Origin of the sequence: Botrimarina hoheduenensis (genome assembly GCF_007859815.1) — a bacterium.
Classification (GTDB): domain Bacteria; phylum Planctomycetota; class Planctomycetia; order Pirellulales; family Lacipirellulaceae; genus Botrimarina; species Botrimarina hoheduenensis.
On record NZ_SJPH01000006.1, the window covers coordinates 1 to 17,385 of the forward strand.

Annotated in this window: 10 protein-coding genes; 2 read left to right on the forward strand and 8 right to left on the reverse strand. The window is 62.7% G+C overall.

The genetic code is table 11. The features are described 5' to 3' along the window. Positions 1 to 474: 474 nt before the first annotated feature. The 3 genes from Pla111_RS12810 to Pla111_RS12820 are packed head-to-tail and all read right to left on the reverse strand — an operon-like array spanning position 475 to position 6,463. The gene (locus tag Pla111_RS12810; protein ID WP_146446807.1) at positions 475 to 2,763 is read right to left on the reverse strand and encodes a hypothetical protein; all 2,289 of its coding nucleotides are present in this window, start codon (positions 2,761 to 2,763) and stop codon (positions 475 to 477) included. A gap of 5 nt (positions 2,764 to 2,768) precedes the next feature. Then, positions 2,769 to 4,238, reverse strand: a complete 1,470-nt coding sequence (locus Pla111_RS12815; protein ID WP_146446808.1) for a sulfatase — start codon at positions 4,236 to 4,238, stop codon at positions 2,769 to 2,771. A 20-nt stretch (positions 4,239 to 4,258) separates the two neighbouring features. Then, positions 4,259 to 6,463 carry a beta-L-arabinofuranosidase domain-containing protein gene (locus tag Pla111_RS12820; protein WP_146574852.1) on the reverse strand — a complete coding sequence of 735 codons (2,205 nt, stop codon included), beginning with the start codon at positions 6,461 to 6,463 and terminating at the stop codon, positions 4,259 to 4,261. Between the two features lie 189 nt (positions 6,464 to 6,652). On the opposite strand from Pla111_RS12820, the gene Pla111_RS12825 reads away from it, so the two are divergent. Together Pla111_RS12825 and Pla111_RS12830 are read left to right on the forward strand one after the other, a co-directional pair. Continuing rightward, positions 6,653 to 7,720: a DUF1559 family PulG-like putative transporter gene (locus tag Pla111_RS12825; RefSeq protein ID WP_146574853.1), complete on the forward strand. Its 1,068-nt coding sequence runs from the start codon at positions 6,653 to 6,655 to the stop codon at positions 7,718 to 7,720. A 107-nt stretch (positions 7,721 to 7,827) separates the two neighbouring features. Further along, complete coding sequence (locus tag Pla111_RS12830; protein WP_197525014.1) at positions 7,828 to 8,214, forward strand: hypothetical protein; 387 nt, start codon at positions 7,828 to 7,830, stop codon at positions 8,212 to 8,214. 66 nt (positions 8,215 to 8,280) lie between these two features. On the opposite strand, the gene Pla111_RS12835 is transcribed toward Pla111_RS12830, so the two are convergent. From Pla111_RS12835 to Pla111_RS12855, 5 genes are read right to left on the reverse strand one after another with little or no spacing between them, the layout of a single operon-like run. After that, on the reverse strand, positions 8,281 to 10,014 hold the full coding sequence (locus Pla111_RS12835) for an arylsulfatase (RefSeq protein ID WP_146446812.1): 1,734 nt from the start codon (positions 10,012 to 10,014) through the stop codon (positions 8,281 to 8,283). Continuing rightward, positions 10,014 to 12,056, reverse strand: coding sequence for a beta-L-arabinofuranosidase domain-containing protein (locus Pla111_RS12840; RefSeq protein ID WP_146446813.1), 2,043 nt, complete (start codon positions 12,054 to 12,056; stop codon positions 10,014 to 10,016). The genes Pla111_RS12835 and Pla111_RS12840 overlap by 1 nt, the downstream gene beginning before the upstream one ends. Then, positions 12,053 to 14,773, reverse strand: coding sequence for a glycoside hydrolase family 127 protein (locus Pla111_RS12845; protein ID WP_315851490.1), 2,721 nt, complete (start codon positions 14,771 to 14,773; stop codon positions 12,053 to 12,055). The genes Pla111_RS12840 and Pla111_RS12845 overlap by 4 nt, the downstream gene beginning before the upstream one ends. Beyond that, positions 14,721 to 15,824 (reverse strand): DUF1559 domain-containing protein, encoded by a 1,104-nt coding sequence (locus Pla111_RS12850; protein ID WP_146574855.1) that lies wholly within the window; start codon positions 15,822 to 15,824, stop codon positions 14,721 to 14,723. The genes Pla111_RS12845 and Pla111_RS12850 overlap by 53 nt, the downstream gene beginning before the upstream one ends. A 49-nt stretch (positions 15,825 to 15,873) precedes the next feature. Further along, a complete protein-coding gene (locus tag Pla111_RS12855) occupies positions 15,874 to 17,163 on the reverse strand; it encodes a hypothetical protein (protein WP_146574856.1) in 1,290 nt (429 codons plus the stop codon). Positions 17,164 to 17,385: the final 222 nt, after the last annotated feature.

Sequence of the window (17,385 nt, forward strand, 5' to 3'; positions counted from 1 at the left end):
AGATCGGCTGCGCAAAAGCGACATTCGAGGGGCGGATTCGCGGAAGAGCTAACCTGCCGAGGTGACGGGTACCGACGCGAGTACGTTGCGGCTGGAACCCGCCGCGGGTGAGGCAACCTCAGCAAGTTGTACGAAAAGATGGCTGCGGTCGGTCTTGCTCCGCGGAAGCCCTAGGGGCAGGCGCAAGCGCTTAGGGCGGCAATTCGACTACTAGGTCGATTTACCCGCTTTCGAGCGGACCCATGGACCTACAGGGTTGACCCCGCTGACCCCTACAAGCCCCCGAGACCATATCCGCCTTACCCAGCCTCTTGATAATGCACTCCTCCTCCCTTCTATCGAAGGAGCTTCCTCCCCCGGATTTCACCTTGGTCAGAATCGCTCATCCGGAGTTGCCCAATTTCAAGACGGAAGAGCAGAATCACGCTTGGCGATAGGCCTTGGTGTCGGACCCTGCGGGGCATGGGCGCTTCGTCACTCCCGTTTGTCGATCAACAGCGTAACCGATGGGTCTCTCGAACCCTTGAACCGATAACCGACGTGGTCGCGGGGTTGGCCCCTTCTGCTGTAACCCTTTGTCGCTCGCTTCAGGCGCCCCTCCTCGAGCCACGGCTGGATCGTCACACGCTCTAGCGGGCTGCCTTCCACGGAGATGGACTTCTCGACACCTCGTTCGGTCACCTTGCGCCGGTAGGAGATCCGCGGCCAGTGCCTGACTCCGCCGCTGTCGACGGGGAAGCGAACCTCCATCGACTCCCACTCTTCGGGCATGTTGTCGCAAACCGTCAGCTCATCATCGGGAACCGAGTACTCGATCCCCGCCATCCCCTCCAAGAAAAGGAGTATCTTCCCGGCGTTGAAGTTGGAGTACTGATCGCCCCAAGGCTCCGGCCCTGCGCCCCAAGCCTCTGGCGCGATCGGGATCCCCCAATGCATGTTGTAGCCCCTCAGGTGAGCCAGGGCGCACTGATTCGCGATCCGGCCTACGCGGCTCTTGTACATGCCGAGCAGGGCGTAGTAGTTCGTGTCGGGAGTCGAGGAAAACTCCGGATCGAAGACATTCTCTAACGCGGGAATCGCACGTGACGACAGGGGGACTTTCCAGAAGAATCCCTTCTCGGTGTCAACGGCCCACTCGCGCGCCATCTCATGCGCCCAGGCTTCGGGGAAGTAGCTGTTGCGGAGGTAAGCGAAGCCGGACCAGTTCGGGTGCTCTCGCCCGCCTCCGAAGAAGCGAGGACGCTCCTTCTCCCACATGGACGAGAGCCAAGCTTCCCGGCCGTCGATCTGGACGAGCCGCAACCAGCGGTCGGGGTCCGCGTCGCCAGTGAGTGCGGCCATATCACGGAGGCGCTCGGCTGCGTCGTAGTGGCAGCCCCAATGACTGTGCATGCCGTCCTTGAACAGCTCGCGGAAGTAGTCGTCGTAGCAGTCATGCAGGAACTGCTCGTCTCCGGTGTGTTGGTAGATCTGCCAAGCGCCGATCACATGCTCGGTCGTCGTGCCCCAGACGGGCGAGTACCAAGCGATCCCCTTGTTGTCGGGCAAGCTCCCGCCGTCACGCGCGTAGGGGAGCAGCGGCTTCCAGTGCAGCACGTTCCCGTACGCGTAGTACCGCTTGTCCGCCGTCCACGCGCCGACTTTGATCTGGAAGTTAGCGTCGTAGCGGTGCATCCCCAGAAAGTTGTTGACCGCCGTTTGCGTGTGCGGGTGAGTCTCCCAGCCTTCTTGAACGTCGATGTAGTACATCAGGTAGATCGACCACAAGAAGTAATAGACCTTGACCAGGTCCTCGTCCGAGCATCGGAAGTAGGGGACCTGGCGGTTCAGCAGGTCGTTCATGGCTCCGGTCTTTGCCGCCAAGGCGGCTGGTGCGTCTGACAGTACCGCCTGCGCGGCGTCCCTTGCCTGGTCGTAGCGGTCGTCCATTGCCCAGGCGATCGCCGTCCCCTGTCGGTCGCAAGGAACCTGAAAGGAGTAGTGGCACTGCCCCATGTCATCGACGCGGGACGCGAATCGCTCGATAGGCTTGGAAGCCGATAAGACCGTGCTCATCCCATCGTAGATGAGCTTGCCGGCGGTTGTCTCATCTCGGACCGGATGAGTGATGACCTCACCACCTTCTGCGACGTGCACCGCGTTGCCGGCTTCGTCGAAGCGCACGGTCGCCGTTGATCGAAGACTCTGATTAGGGAAGTAGAGGCTGCGGCCTTCGAACTCGATCCGGATCGGCTTGTCCGATCGGATGATCGAACACCCCGCATCGTTGCCGGCGATGAACTTCTCCTCGTAGATGCGAACCCCACCAACCTTGTACTTGCAGATAACCTTGTCGGGTCGCCACGTCATCGACACGGGTGCCGGCGTGCGATAGCGCTTGCCATCGACGAGGACCGTGCCATACGCGACGCGTGTGTTTATATAGAACTCCCACCCACGGAAGTCGTGCCCGTATCCGCTCCCCTCGTGCCTAGCGAGCCCAAAGCCACGGCCACGCAGGTCGTGGAAGAAGGGATGCGTCAGGCCGAGCGTCTCGTCCTCGTGCGGTTGGTAGCAGTGGTAGGCGCCGCCAACGTAGTACGTCTTGTTGCCGGCCAAGAAGGCGTGCTTGCGGCCTTGGATCTCCTGGCTCAGCATCTCGCAGTAGTCAGTGTACGGCGGCGGGTCGCCCGCCTCCGCCTCGTGTGCGACGACGCAGGACGCACCAACCGATGCGCAAGCGATCACCAAGCGCCGACTCACGCGACGAGACAGGTTGATCACAGCGCTCACCTCCATTCGGTCTCCGCCCGAGCGCGATGTGTGCTCTCCAACGCATTGGCATGTCGTCGCAGTACGGCTTGGTCTGGCTCGGGACGCTCGCGCTCCCGCTGCACGTAGCGATTGAGTTCGCGGATTCTCGCGTCGAACATATCGTCAAGATCCTCGGCTTCGACCTCGTCAAGGTAGTCGAGTAGCCGTCCGCGAAGTCGTGCGGTCTGCTCGGGAAGCCGCTCGGACAGATCGGTCGTCTCGGCGAGGTCCTGCGCCAGGTCGTAGAGACGCACCTCGTCGGTATGCAGGTTCATGACGAGCTTAAGGTCCCCATCGCGGATGGCCGACATCGGCAGGGCGCCTCCGTACCAGGGGAAGTGAAAGATCAACTCGGGCGTGTTTCGTGAGATGACGCCCTCGTTCCCCTTCTCGAAGGCGTCGAGAAGGCTGCCGCCATCAAACTCCACCGGCAGGGCGTCGCCTCCGAGCAGATCGTTGATCGTGGGGTACAAGTCCCAGCCCGCGACCGGATGGTCGCAGGTAGCTCCGCTCATAACCCTTGGGCCTACCACAAGGGTCGAAACACGAATGCCCCCCTCCCAAAGCTGCGCCTTGCCACCTCGCAGGGTGCCCTTCGCCCGAAACATCTCGGCACCGTTGTCGGACGTGAAGATGACGTAGGTATCGTCGTCGATGCCGAGCCGCTCTAGGGCGTCGAGCAGCTCGCCAAGGCTCGAATCCAAGTCCTCGATCATCGCAGCGTAGGTAGGCAGATTCTTCTTGTCGATCTGCTTGGCGCGAGCGAGATCGCGGTACTTCTCGATCGTCTTCTCCCGTGCAGCGAGTCCCACGTGGACCGCGTAGTGGGAGACCTGCATGAAGAAGGGACGCCCCGCGGACGCCTGCTCCTCCAGGAAGTCGATGGCCCGCCGCGTGACGCTGAAGATCCGCTTTGGGTCTTCCGGTGGCAGCGGCGTCCTCGCTTGGACGTCGAGATAGTCGCCTTCACCGTTGTTGGTGTTGCCGTCGGAAACGTCGTATCCGGCGTGTTCCGGAGACCGTGGGTGGAATCCCCATTTGCCAAAGTGCGCCGTGACATACTCGGAGTCGATGCGCTTGATCCTCTCGGCGATCGACACCTCATCTTTGCAATCGATCCCACGTTCCGCTGCGAGCACGTCGTGAACGACCGTTTGCCGCAATCGGCAAGGCGTCTTGCCGAACTGGATGCCGGCCCGAGAGGGCGTGCACGTGGGAGCACATGCGTAGGCGTTGGAGAACACCATCCCCTTCCTGGCCATTCGCTCCAGCGTGGGGGTCTGAAAGAACTGGCTCCGGGAATCCGCAAGGTCTGGCATCATCGGGACCGAGGTGTCGGTCCATCCCAAGTCATCCGCAAAGACCAGGACGATGTTCGGCTTGCTCGACGCAACCCCGCATGAGCAGAGAAACCCCATCAGGCAGAACACGATGATGCGACGCATGATCCGACCCGTGGTTGAGTCTAAGGAAAAGCGGAAAGACCGGAGACGTTGATCGCTGTGCCGGAGGACCCCGGGTTGCTGCGCCCGATCACGGTCACCTCGATCGTGTGTTCACCCGGAGCAAGGTCCGTGGCCGACCACCGGAAGGGGACTTCGCGTTGGTCCATACGGCCGACATGTACTCCCGCGTAGGCGTACTGATCGACCTCGCCGAAGTCTTCGCCATCGATTGCCACGGCCGCGATCCCTCCGTCGTCGAATCGGCGCCCCTTCCAGGTGACCGCCGTCCCGTTGAACTTGGCTGAGAAGCTTGCTCCGCGCTCTTCGCTGCGTCTCGCCGCGCCCTCAGTTCGCCAGTCGCCGGCGAACTGCACACCGGTCAGAGCGATCCGCTTGCGGCCTTCGCGATTGAAGTACATGAGATAGAACTCACCCGCGTTGACGTCGTAGAACGGCCGGAGTTCTTGGTTCGTGTGGAGGTTGCGTGCGCGATTGATACGGACGTCGGCGCCAACCTCCAGGTAGTCCGCAGGGTATCGAAGCCCGCTATCGGCAGGCAGTGCGTCTTCCGTGTCGCGGGCGGTCGCCTGCACCATGACAACGGGGCCGCACATCACGGCAACCGGCGAGACGTACCCTGGCAGCGGTTCCGCCCGTGGCGTGATGTCGAAGGTAAGCGTGACGACATCCCCGGGGGACCACTCCCGCTTGAGCTCTGCCCAGGCGCCGGGCACGGTCTCGACGTCTTGAGTCTGCTCGTTGATGGCGACACCGACTCCGTCTGAGGCCCACAAGGGCACACGGATCTTGACGCCAAACTCTTTCGCTGTGTCAGTCTCGATGCGGAGGCGGACAACGTGGTCTTCCGGGAACCGGGTCTCCTGGACGACACGCACACGGCCCACCGGCCTCTGCCACTCGACCGCGGACGGGAGGAACAGATTGACGTAAAGGCTGTCGTCGTCGTGGAAGTAGATCAGGTTGTGGTAGTCAGCAACGGTCTGAGGCAGCGATCCCTGACAGCAGAACCAGACCGTGCTGAGCGACTTCTGCGCGCCGTACGTGTTGTAGCTCGACCCGTACATGATCATGCCGTAGTCGTTCATCGGGAGCATGGCGCCGACACCGTTGTAGACGAGCCGCTCGATCCAATCGCCGTAGTGGGCGTCGCCGGTGAACTCCATCAGGTAGCGAGCGAGCTTGAAGCCGGCCCAAGAGCCGCACGAGGTCTCGAAGTGGAATCGTACATCGACGTTCGCCTCGCCGCGGCGGATGCCCACCAGCGTTTCTGGTAGGCCGTTTGGCACGATGAAGCTCTCCTCGGGGCCGAACCCGCCGGTGGCAAAGAGCTGTGTGTCCTTCAGGAAATCATACCCGTTGACGATCGCGTCGAGGTAGCGCTGCTCACCGTTCGCGCTGTACGCCATCGCGGCGCTGCTGAGAGAATTGACATGGCTGTACGCGTGGTAGCTTGGGTGTTGCTTGGCGTGCTTGAGCTCAGCAAAGACATCGCCGCGAGTCGCGAGCACGTCCCAGAAGTCGGAGTACTCCCAGACCTTCGCGAAGTCATCGTAGCGCTGCTCGCCGGTGAGCTCGTAGGCTCGGTAGAGGTTCTCTGACAGCGTGTACCACTCTGTGGGGAGGGCGTACTCGTTGGATCGGTCGAGGTTGGCTTCCGCCCAGGTCGTTATCTTGTCGAGATAGCCGAGCGCGTCGTCGCAGCCGGCGTACTCGTACATGTCGACGAGGCCGCCCACGAACTTGTCGTAGTCGTAGTGCCCGCCTTGGCCGTGTTCGTAGCCGTAGGAGCCGTCTTCGCCGATGGTCTTTGCCCATTCGCGCATGAGGTAGACCGCGCGGTCGCGGACGGCGACGTCTCCGGTGACGCGGTAGATGCGGGCAAAGCCCGCCAGCCATTGACCGAAGGAAAGCGGCCGTTCGCTATAGGCGCCCCCCAGGTCCTTGCCGGGCGCCCAATCTCGGTCCTTGAGCCTGAATCCACGAAGAAGGTCGTTCGGGCGTAGCCGCATATAGAAGTCACGCACCTGACGGAACTGGGCTTCGTGCCGCGAAGGGAGCAACTCGACGTGGCGGTAGTTAAAGGAGCGGATCGCTCGGTCGCCTTGGCGCCCGGCGGCGTAGGCAGTCTGGGACAGCTCGTCGGCTGCGTGCAGATCGGGCGCGGCGACCGCCGCGAAGTTCAGAAGCAATAGCAGTCGCATCATGGGAGGAACGCGAGCGCGATAGGGTGGTGGCCGATTAGCTGACGACGTCACTCCGCTACAGCGCCGATCGACGACAAGTTGACGAGAAACTGGTCGATTTCGCCCGAGTTCTCACCGGCGTCCGAGGAATTGCGTGCAAACTCGTGGTCGTCTGGTTGTAGCCCTACAAGGGGCGTCCCGATTGAGCCGATGCCAGCGCACAATCTGCGGGGTTGGCAACGGCAGTTCCGCAACGCGCGAAGCGCCGCCGTGTGCTCCAAGTCAAGAAACGCCGCCGTCCGCGTCCCGGTCGGTGGGCGGCTCGCGACGACGCTCGTCGAGCTGCTGGTCGTCCTGGCGATCGTGGGGATCCTGATCTCCCTACTACTGCCAGCGGTGCAATCCGCGCGTGAGGCGGCCCGCCGCACACACTGCATGAACACGCTCAAGCAGCTAGCGATCGCCGCGCTGTTGCACGAGGGCACACACAAGGCCTTTCCGACCGCTGGATGGGGTTGGACATTCCCTCGGGAAGTTCGGCGAGGCGACAGCGGCGGGTACCTCGGCCCGGCCATCCTTGGCGATCAATCTTGGGGGTGGCGCTACCAGCTGCTCCCGTTCATCGAGCACGCCGACCTCTGGGCGCTTGAGAACGACTTCGCGATCCGCGCCGCAAAACCGCCGCTGATCAGCTGCCCAAGCCGTCGTCCGACGACGTTCTATGGAGGGGAAGAAGGCGGCATTAGCTCGACGGTGTTGGGCGACTACGTCGGCAACGGAGGAGACACCGGGGAGAACGGGCTTCGGACACTGGGCCTCACGCCCGACCCGTTTTGCCGATGCCGCTTCCAGACGGGAACCATCATCTGGTACGAGCCCAACGTTGTCGGGGCGACGACGAATCCGCTCAAGAATCCGCTCGTTCGCACGAATCTGATCACGGACGGGACGTCCCGCACGATGCTCTTCGGCGAAAAGTACGTGAACGGCCTGTGGACGCAGGGAGGCTCCTGGGGAGACAACGCGGGATGGTACGTGGGGCGTAGCTGGGACACGCAGCGGTTCGCCGTACTCCGCCCCAGGCCCGACACCTACCTGACCGACCGTCCGGCAAGTCGCGTCCAGGGCAACCAGCAGTACAACTTCTTCGGCTCTGCCCATCCGACTGCGTTCAACTGCGTCATGGTTGACGGGTCGGTGACCGCATTCGGCTACGACGTGGATGGCATCGCGTTCGCTCGGGTCTGCAACCGCAGGGACGGCGGCGTTGGGCCGTGACCGAGGCGATTCACATGCCAAGACTTCTATCGGAGGCGTCGCCTCTCTCGCCCAAGACCAGGTCGCTTCGGTTCGCGGTCACGGTGATCGCCATCGCCCTGACGTCGGTGTCATGTCGACCTAACGAAACGGTCACACGCATCCCCGCAGACCACGCGCGGCTGCGAGGGATCGCCACCATCTACGCCTACGCTGCCGCCGACCTGGGAAGGCCGCCGCGGTCCGTGGACGAACTCCTGCCGATCTTCGAGAAGGCGTCCATCACGGATCCGGATCAGACCCTCACTTCTACGCGAGACGGCCAGCCGTTCGTGATCGTCTGGGGCGTCGATGTCGCCGGGGTGTACGCGGGCTCCGCGGCGCCGCTCGCCTACGAGCGTCTCGGCGTTGACGGGCGGCGGCTTGCCATTACCTGTGGGCTGCGGATCAAAGAAGTAAACGAGAGTGAGTTCGCCGTTCTCTCCTGGCCGTACGGTTACCAGCCCGAGGAGTAATGCGTCGCCGTCGTATTCACACAGAGGGAGAGAAGGTGTGGTCCACGGCAATCTTTTAGAAGCGTCCTACTGCGGAACGGGAAACGGGTTGGGGCGCGAACTGCCGCGAGTTTCCGGGAACGGCACAACGTTCGAATGCTCCGCCCAGGTCCTCCAAGCTGTGCGGAGTTTGCTCGCGATCTGCGGATGCTCGCCGATCAAGTTTTCCGTCTCGCTCCGATCCGTCGAGAGGTCGTACAGCTCCCAGCTTCCCGGATCGCGGTCGTCTAGCGTCACCAGCTTCCAATCGCCCCGACGCACAGCCGAGTGGTTCAGGTGCTGCCAGAGGAGCGTACGGGTCTCGGGTTCTGAGGCCCGCTGAGTCCAGTAAGGCGCCATGCTGATCCCCGGAGCAGGCTTGATCTCTCGCCCGTTGTGCATCTTTGGGTACTCCGCGCCCGCGAGGTCACAGATGGTCGGCATCACGTCGATCAGGTGGAAGATCTGCTCATCTGCGATGTCGTCTGTGCGCTCGATGCCCGCGGGCCAATGCACGACGAAGGGTGAGGCGATGCCGCCTTCGTGGACAAACTGCTTGTACTTGCGGAGTGGCGTGTTGGAGAGGTGCGCCCAGCACTGCCCCTGCGAGATGCTCCAGCCGCCCGCCTTGCGCCACTGAGAGTAGGTCGACCGGGTGTGCTCCGGCCAGTTCATGCCGAACAGGTCGAGTTCCCCCGAGCATCCGTTGTCGGAGAAGAACATGATCACGGTGTTGTCGAGCGCGTCCTGGCGCCTCAGCTGCTCAACGATGCGCCCGATTCCCTGATCCATACGGTCGACTTGAGCGGCGTACAAAGCACGCCGGAAGTCTAACTCCTCTTGTTCGGAGGGCGACAGCTCGTCCCAAGCGGGCAGGGACTCGCGGTCGAGCAGGTCCTTGAACACCAGCCCCTCGACAGCGACCTCTTCGTGCCTTCGGCCTCGGGGCAGCTTTTGCCCCGAACGGAGTAGGCCCATGCGTTTCATACGCTGGAACTTCTCCTCGCGGAGCTGGTTCCACCCCTTCAGGTAGCGACCTCGGTACTTCTCGATCAGCTCGTCCGGCGCCTCGAGCGGGAAGTGCGGCGCGTTAAAGCAGACGTGGAGGAGAAACGGCTCGGCCGGACGCTCTGCTGCTTGCTGGAGGTAGTCGATCGCCGCGTCAGTAAAGAAGTCGGTGGTGTAGAACTCCTGTTCGGGGTGGTACGGGTTGGTAGGGTTCTCTTGCGCCTCGATCAGGAGTTCGCCGTCGCGATAAACGTCGCACCCCTTGAGCACCTTCCAATAGCTGTCGATGTGCAGGTAGACGCCGGTGAACTGGTCGAATCCTCGGACCTCGGGAAGCGCCTCCGGCGTGTGGCCCGCGTGCCACTTTCCGACCATATACGTGCGGTAGCCGGCTGACTTAGCGACGTCACCGAACGTGACGCACTCGTCGTTGAGGCGCCCACGATACCCCGCGCCGGGGTAGCTGCGGTAGACCATCAACCCGACGCCCGCTTGATGGGGATAGAGACCCGTGAGCAGGCTCGCCCGGGAAGGGCAGCACCTGCCCGTGTTGTAGAACTGTGTCAGCCGCAGACCTTTCTGCGCGAGCGAATCGAGGTTCGGAGTCTCGATCTCGCCTCCGAAACAGCCGATGTCGGAGTAGCCGAGGTCGTCGGCGAACAGGATGACGATGTTCGGGCGCGCCGCGACTCCCTCGCCGCATAGCACCGACGTCAACAGCACGAATGCGAGGAACCGTTCTGCGAAGGTCGCCATATAACGGGTTGCAGCCATCAGAAGACCGTTGGAAAGGCGCTGATGCGGAGAGTCGTGCAGCCGTACGGAACCAACGTGATCGGCTCTGGCTCGGACTTGGCCGGACGCTGCTGCGGGCTCCAAGGGATCGGCCCCGTATCTCCGTTGTACAGCTTCCAATGAGGAAGTCGCACGCCTGTCGTCTTGATCTCGAGCGGCGCCGACGAGAGCGTCCAGGGGTTGTCCGGCAGCGCGCCGGTCCGTTCCACGACCTGGTAGTGGTCCGGGAGCGATTCTAGCGACGGCTCCAGCAGGGCGTAGTTCCAGGGACTCGCCGGATGGACCTCCAAGTACTCCGCGTGTTGCTTCCACTGCTCGTCGATTCTCAATCCGTAAACGAGCGGGCCCCTCTGCAAGCTGGCGCTGTCCTCGTGCCAGCGATGCATCTTGAGTTCCATCGGCAGACGAACCGTCACGGTGTCGCCTGACCGCCAAAGTCGATCGAGTACCGCGATGTCCCCTGGCTCGCCCGGCGCTTGGGGTTCTCCATTGACGCTGATCTCTGGTTCAGCGCACCAATGAGGGATCCGCAAGTGGAAGGGGAACCGAACCTCTTGATCGGCCTCGATACGGAACTCGATGACCTCGCGGAACGGGTAGTCGGTCTTCTCGGTGATCGTCACCTCGCATCCCTTGGAGCCGACTCGAGCTTTGACGCGACTCGGGGCATAGACCATCGCCGCCAAACCGTCATCTGCGGAAGCCATCCACAAGTGCTGCGTAAACTTTGGCCACGCTTGATGCAGGTTGCACGTGCAACAGGGATACCCCGACAAGAGCCCGAAGACCATCCGATCGGACTCGTTGTTGTAGAAGTTGCGGATGCCGTGAGTCACCGTGACCTGATTCGCGAGCTGAAAGTACTGACGGGTCAGGCAGTCGTCGCTGACCTGCGAAGCCAGCGCGTTGAACGCCACGAGTTCAAGCCGATCGGCGAACTCGGTTTCGCCTGTGATCTCTAGCATCTTCTCCAGCGAGTACATCATCTCGACGGCAGTGCAGAGCTCAGACCCTCGGGTAGGCTCGCGGCCATGCAGTGCTTCATCGCCGCCAAACAGGCCGTGCGGCTGCCCGTGCAGTTTCTCGAGGTCATCCAGCGCTTTACAGACGGCACGGAGATGCTCTGGCGAGGTGTCCGCCTGTGAGCGGACGATCGGCGCCTTGAGCCCCTGGGCGAGGTTGACACAGTGAAACGGATAGGCGGCCGAGTCCTTGGCCGTCCACTGCCGCTCGTCGAAAGGGCCGTGCAGCGCGATGTCGTCCCGATGCAGGAAGATGTGCGTGTACGGGTGCGTCTGCCCGTGCACCAAATCGCCCAACTCCAGTAGAAACGGCTCACCGGTAACGTTGTACAGCCAGTAGACGACCAGCAAGTTGTCAGCGCCCCGCCGGTTACCCCAGAAGGTCCAATGCCCGAGAGGCGTCTTCGGCAGACGCTGGAGTTGGTAGCGAAAGTACCGCGTTAGCGCTTCGACGACCCGCTCATCGCCCGTGGCCATGTAGTGCTGTTGGAGCACCTTCAGCATGACCATCTTCGGCCACCAGTCGCGCCGCTTGTCACGCTGCAATCCAGGCTCGGCCGCTGGGGGTGAATCGAAGGGAACGGGACCGAGGTACCCGTCCGGCGCTTGGTTCTCGAGCGTCCACTCGACCCAGCGTTCCGCCTTCGCTAGGAGTTGCCGGTCGTCGAGGAGGTGGGCGAGCGGGAGCAAGCCGTCGATCCAGTACGGACCGCGTTCCCAGCCGTCTCCGTCTCCCCCCAGCCAGCCGTTCCTCGGTCCAACGACCTCCGGGTACAACTCGTCGAGCCGACCTGTCATCCCGGCGGCGAGGCGTTCCAACTGATCGTGGAGCCAACCCTGCGGCTTGATCGCGCCGAGTGGCAGCTCCGTATAGGGCTTCGCCGCCAACGGCGCACGATTCGTCAGGTAGTGAGAGTGCCGTCGCGGCTCGGCGTGCGCATCTCCCGTCGGCAATACGAGCAGGAGCACCGCCGCCAGTGCACGACGTAAGTCAGTCATTTGGCAAGGGCCTCTGACGCATCACCCTTCGCCGATCGAACAACGTCGTTCTCTTCGAAGACGACGTCGATCTCCAAGATCCCCACACTCGCATCTTGTTGCGGCGTCATGTTCACACGGATGGCTTCGCAGGTCAGCCCCGCGGCGGGATGGACAACGTTGTATTGATTAACACGCGTCCCATACTCGTCGGTCACGTAGAGATCCATCGGAGACCAGCTTCCTTCCCGTTTGACCTCCAGCGACCACTCTTCGGGCGTCTTGACATCCTTGTTGTTGTCAAACCAATAGACGCCGACGCTGCGAATGCGTCGGGCGTTCGCAAACCGTCCCTCAACCCACTGCGGCTCGCCCGTGCGGGGCCGGCTCGACCAGCGTGTCGACTTGTTGCCACTCGACCATCGCGGTTCGTGGTTGTCTGCGATCGCGGAGAGAGCGTCCTCTTCGAACGTGTGTGAAGCGGCTATCTCAACGAACGGGCTGTCGTCCGGAAGCGCCAGTGGGTCAAACTGCGCCAGGTCGCGTGTCCGCGGGAACCACACACACATCGAGCTCACGCCCCGGTTGTTCCAGGCGTAGTACGGGGTGAGGTTGAGTGTTGCTTGGTCAACGCCGCCCTCGGCGGTCACCGTCTCGGCGGGTAAGGCGACCTGCAGGAAGCTCCCCGATGCGATTGTGGCTGTCGAGGTCGTCGCCGAAGTCGTGCGCGGAGGCTCTTTGAAGAAGAAGCGTTGCACCGGACCGCCGTTGTCGACTCCCTCGCCGCACAACACAAGCGGGCCACGGGTGAAAGCGATCCGCTGATCGTTCGCTAGGACAGACGAGTGGCATTCCGACACGCGAACCGGCATCGGCAGGCCCAGCTTCACGGTGTCACCGCGGCTCCAGACTCGATCGACCTTAGCGAATCCGCGTTCGACAGAGACCGGATACGGCTCGTCGTTAACGAGCAGGGTGATCTTGTCGTTGCAGTCGTCTGCGTAGTGATACAGATCGCCGGGAACGAATCGGTCGCTAGTCCAGGTGGGGATTCGGAGTAACAAGCAGAACCTGGTCGGCGTTTCAGGCGTTAGCTTGAACTCGATGTCGCCTTCGTTCGGGTACTCGGTGGTCTGTTCAATCGCGAGACGGCCGGAAGACAGTTCCAACGAGGTCCGGCTGGCGGCGTAGAAAGTAGCGTAGACCTCATCGCCGTTGTGGGCGTACGCCATCCCCGGAACTTGGGGCAAGAGCCGTGCAAGATTCGAGGGGCAACAAGCCGTGCCGAACCAGGGCGCTCGCCCCGGTGTTCCGTGATTGAAGGGGTGCTTGCCGTCGGCCTCCAGCGGGTTGACGTAGAAGAACCGATTGCCGTCGAGGTTCACCGCCGCTAAGACGTTGTTGAGTAGCGCCACCTCAGCCACGTCGAGGTATTTCGCATCGCCGTGAAGCAGAAACATCCGGTAGTTGAACATCACGTTTCCGACCGCGGCGCACGTCTCATTGAAGGCGTCGGCGTTCGGTAGTTCGTACTCCGGACCGAAGCCCTCGATGCCGTGCACCGCCCCGAGCCCACCGGTGATGTGCATCCGCGTATCGACGATGTTCGCCCAGATCCGCTCGAGCGCCCGTTGAAGCTCGGGCTTCGCGGTGAGCGCCCCCACGTCGGCCATCGCCGAGTACAGGTAGGTAGCCCGGACAGCGTGCCCCACCGCCTTGTCTTGCTCCGCCACCGGTGCGTGTTGCTGCGCATAGGTGGGCGCCATGACCCCTTCGCCGTCCGGCACGTACGTCACGCCGCGGATCTCAAGAAACCGCTGGGCCATGTCGAGGTACTTCTGCTCGCCGGTAACGCGGTAGAGCTTTACCAGCGCGAGCTCGATCTCTTGGTGGCCCGGCGCCTGCAGGACGGGCTGCCCGCCGTTGTACTCGGGGTCGCCCTCGAAGAAGACCCGATAGACGTGATCAGCGCTCTTCTTCGCGACGCCGAGAAACTTGCCTTTACCAGTGGCGCGGTAGTAGGCGATCGCCGCCTCGTACATGTGGCCGACGTTGTACAACTCATGGCTGTGCACGACGAACTCGTACGGAGCGTCGCCCATCATCTGACGAGACGTGCCGACCCCGGTAGTGTGCGATGGATAGAGGTAGCCGTCCGCATGCTGCGCCTCGGCAATGAGGTCCACGAGCTCGTCCAACGACGCCTCTAGCTCGGGGTCGCGTCTCAACTGCAAGAGATAGGCGGCCCCCTCCATCACCTTGTATAGGTCGGAATCGATAAACCGATGCGGGCGATGATCGGGCGTCGGAGCGCCAGCAAGGTGATCACGCGCAGCTCGAAGATGTTCCACGCCCGGCTTCGTCCGCTCGAAGGCAAACGGCACCAACGTCTCGCGCTGTGTTATCAGGCGCGGTCGCCAGAAATCACTCGTGATCTCGACTTCATTAAACGGGACGGGCCTGATCGGGTAGTCGCTTCCGTTTCCATCTGCGTGCCTAGCGTCCGGGGTAACTCTTGGTCCGGCGTCGAGCGATGGTCCGTAGAGGATCGCAGCTGCGACTCCCGCGACGAGGGTCGCCGCGTTCAGCCGTTTGGTCGTGTTTATCATGTAGCACCGTCCAAGTTGCGGTCTTAGTGCATTCGCGTGCCCGCGTCGTTCGGACTGCTTGCCTGCGGGAAACCAGCTACGGCGCGCCGGCAGCCAGCGCTGCGGCGCCAACGCAAGGACCACCCTCATCGTTTCGCGCGGCTAATCGCTCCATCTCACCCGGGTCGACGTCATACGTCAGACTTCGCACGGACCCGTCGCAGAATGAGGCGACGAACACGCCCGGATGCGATGAGCCGAAGCTCCACATCTGCCCGTTACCTAAATCAGGGTGCTGGTCCTCCGTGTCGGGTTTCGGCATCGCGAACATCCCAAACTGCTCGAAGCTAGGGTTAGTGAAGCTCGATGCCCACCGAATCGTGTCCCAGTCGTAGCCCTGGTACATCGAGTTGTTGTTAGAAGGAACGGGCGCCCCATCAGCGCCCTGCAGGCTGATGTGCAACCACCGCTCGGCAATGAGGATTGTCTTGCTTGTGCCGTCCACAATTTTACGAAGCTCGACTGGCCAGCGGGGCACGAAGACCCCGTCAAACTTGCTGGCGGTCTCTCGCGTGACCATCCCGGAGCACAGTGGCGTTCCGAGCGACGCTGGGTACTTCTCAGCACAGAACTTGCTGCCCGGACCGGCAGGCCGAGGCGATTTGTCGATCGTCGTCATCGAGGGGATTCCGCACCCGCCGTTTCCCGCATAGTCGGTCTTCGCAACGATACCACCTGGAACTGGATCGGAGTTGATTGAGCCCTCCGGCCCCGGCCCCAGCCCCCCGCCATCGCGGCTCGGACAAGTGAAGATGCCGATCGGCGTCAGCTTCTGCTGAAGCAGTGCTGCATTCTTGTCTGCATCCGATAGTCCTTCTCCGATCGCGGCAACGGCGCCCTCTTCCAAGTAGGGAAGCAACGAGAACGTCCACCCTCCTGGTTGATGCTCTCCAACCCCAAGGTTGGGATCGCCCGTCCATCGGAACCCCCAACCCGATGAGGGAAGAAACTGATGCGTCGATTCGTGGTTCAGGCATCCGAGCGCCAACTGCTTCAGCTGGTTAGTGCACTGGGTGCGTCGCGCGGCCTCACGCGCCGCCTGCACAGCGGGCAGGAGCAACGCCACGAGGATCCCGATAATCGCGATGACTACGAGAAGCTCGACGAGCGTGAATCCATCCCGAGTCCTAGCGTATGACATAACCATGAAGACCTCGTAGAGAACGACTTACTCAGGTGTTCAACGCGTGTTACTGGGATCGCTTTCGCCGGCCTCGTCCCAGCGCTAGTCCTGGCAGAGCAAGCAAGACTGCGCCGGGCTCGGGTACGGCGGTCCCCGCGAGCGGCGGCAGTGGGGAGACGTCGGCGGCAGTGAGGCCGAAGTTGGCGGCCCAGAAGTCGTAGTCTTCCTGGTCGACGACGCCTGGCGTCGTGGCGTCGGCGTCTTCGCCGTTGAGTGTGATCGAGCCGCCCAGGTTGTCACGCCACACCGTGTAGTCGGCGACGTCAACAGCGCCATCGTTGTTGTAGTCCCCCGGCACCGTCGGCGCTTCGATCGTGATGAACGGCGCGGGGCCCGTCGTCGTGTCGAGCGTGATCACCGGCGCCGCCGTGCCGCCCCACGCGGTGAGCTCGTGCGTGTCCACATACCCTTCGTAGCGATCCACCTCTACCTGGTTGGGTGAGACGATGAACTCGCTGACGTGACCGAAGATCGAGATGACCGCGTTGTTGCTCAGGTCCATGTGGACGTCCCCCGATGAGGGGACGGGGAGTCCGTCAAGGAACCAATTGCGGTTGAAACTCAGGTGACCCCCGTTGGCCGGGTCGCCCGCAACGTTCGACGCGAGGTTGATCTCGGCGTCGCCCGAGAGCAACGCCGTGCCGTTCCCCTTGAGCTGGCCGAGGTTCATCCAACGGGCGTTGATCACGCCGCCGCTCATGACCAGCTCGCCGTTCAAGGGAGCCGAGTCCGTTGGGTCCGGCAGCGAGTCATCGACAAACTGCTCCGGGATCAAGAGGCCGTTGGTGATCACGGTCCCGCCCGACATATCGACACGCTGTGTCGAATCGGGGTCTCCGCTGTCGTTAAAGCCCCGACCGATGTCGAGGTGCCAGCCGACCGCGTTCGCATCGTCGGGCGCGTCCGGATCGACCCCGATACGCAGGGTTCCGCCCGTGATCTCGAGAGTCGAGGGGGCGCCACGGTCGCCACCGATTCGGACACCGTAGGCGTTCGCCGTTACCGACGAATCGATGAGAGTTGTCGCGTTGGGCGTGTCGAGAAAGACGTTGTTGTTGCCGACCGGGCCGTCGTCGGATGGGTCGGGGGTGAGCGGATAGAAAATCCCGTTGGGATCGTCCCAGCCAACGAGTGGATCTTGACTCGAACCGAGCGGCACGACGCCGATCGACCAGTTGCCGGCGTCCGACCACAGGTTGGAGGCTCCCCCGTCGATCCAGGAATTCACCTGGGCATCGGCGTCCAATGACGCGACAAGCAAGGCTGCCATGGCGGCCGTAGTGTAGGTGGTACGCACGAGTATTCTCCCTGCCTACGAAGTGAGTGGCTTTGTGGTTGGTATGGTCTTGCAGTTACTTGGGCTCCGCGGCGGGCGGTAACCAAATGCCCGCGCGAATGATGCGGCGAGACCAATCAGCAGGCAGCTCCCCGGTTCGGGTGCGGCGCCCAGCCCGAACGTGATCCCAGCCAAGGCCCCGAGGACGAGAGTGAACCCGCCGCGATCTTTGATGGCGTCTGT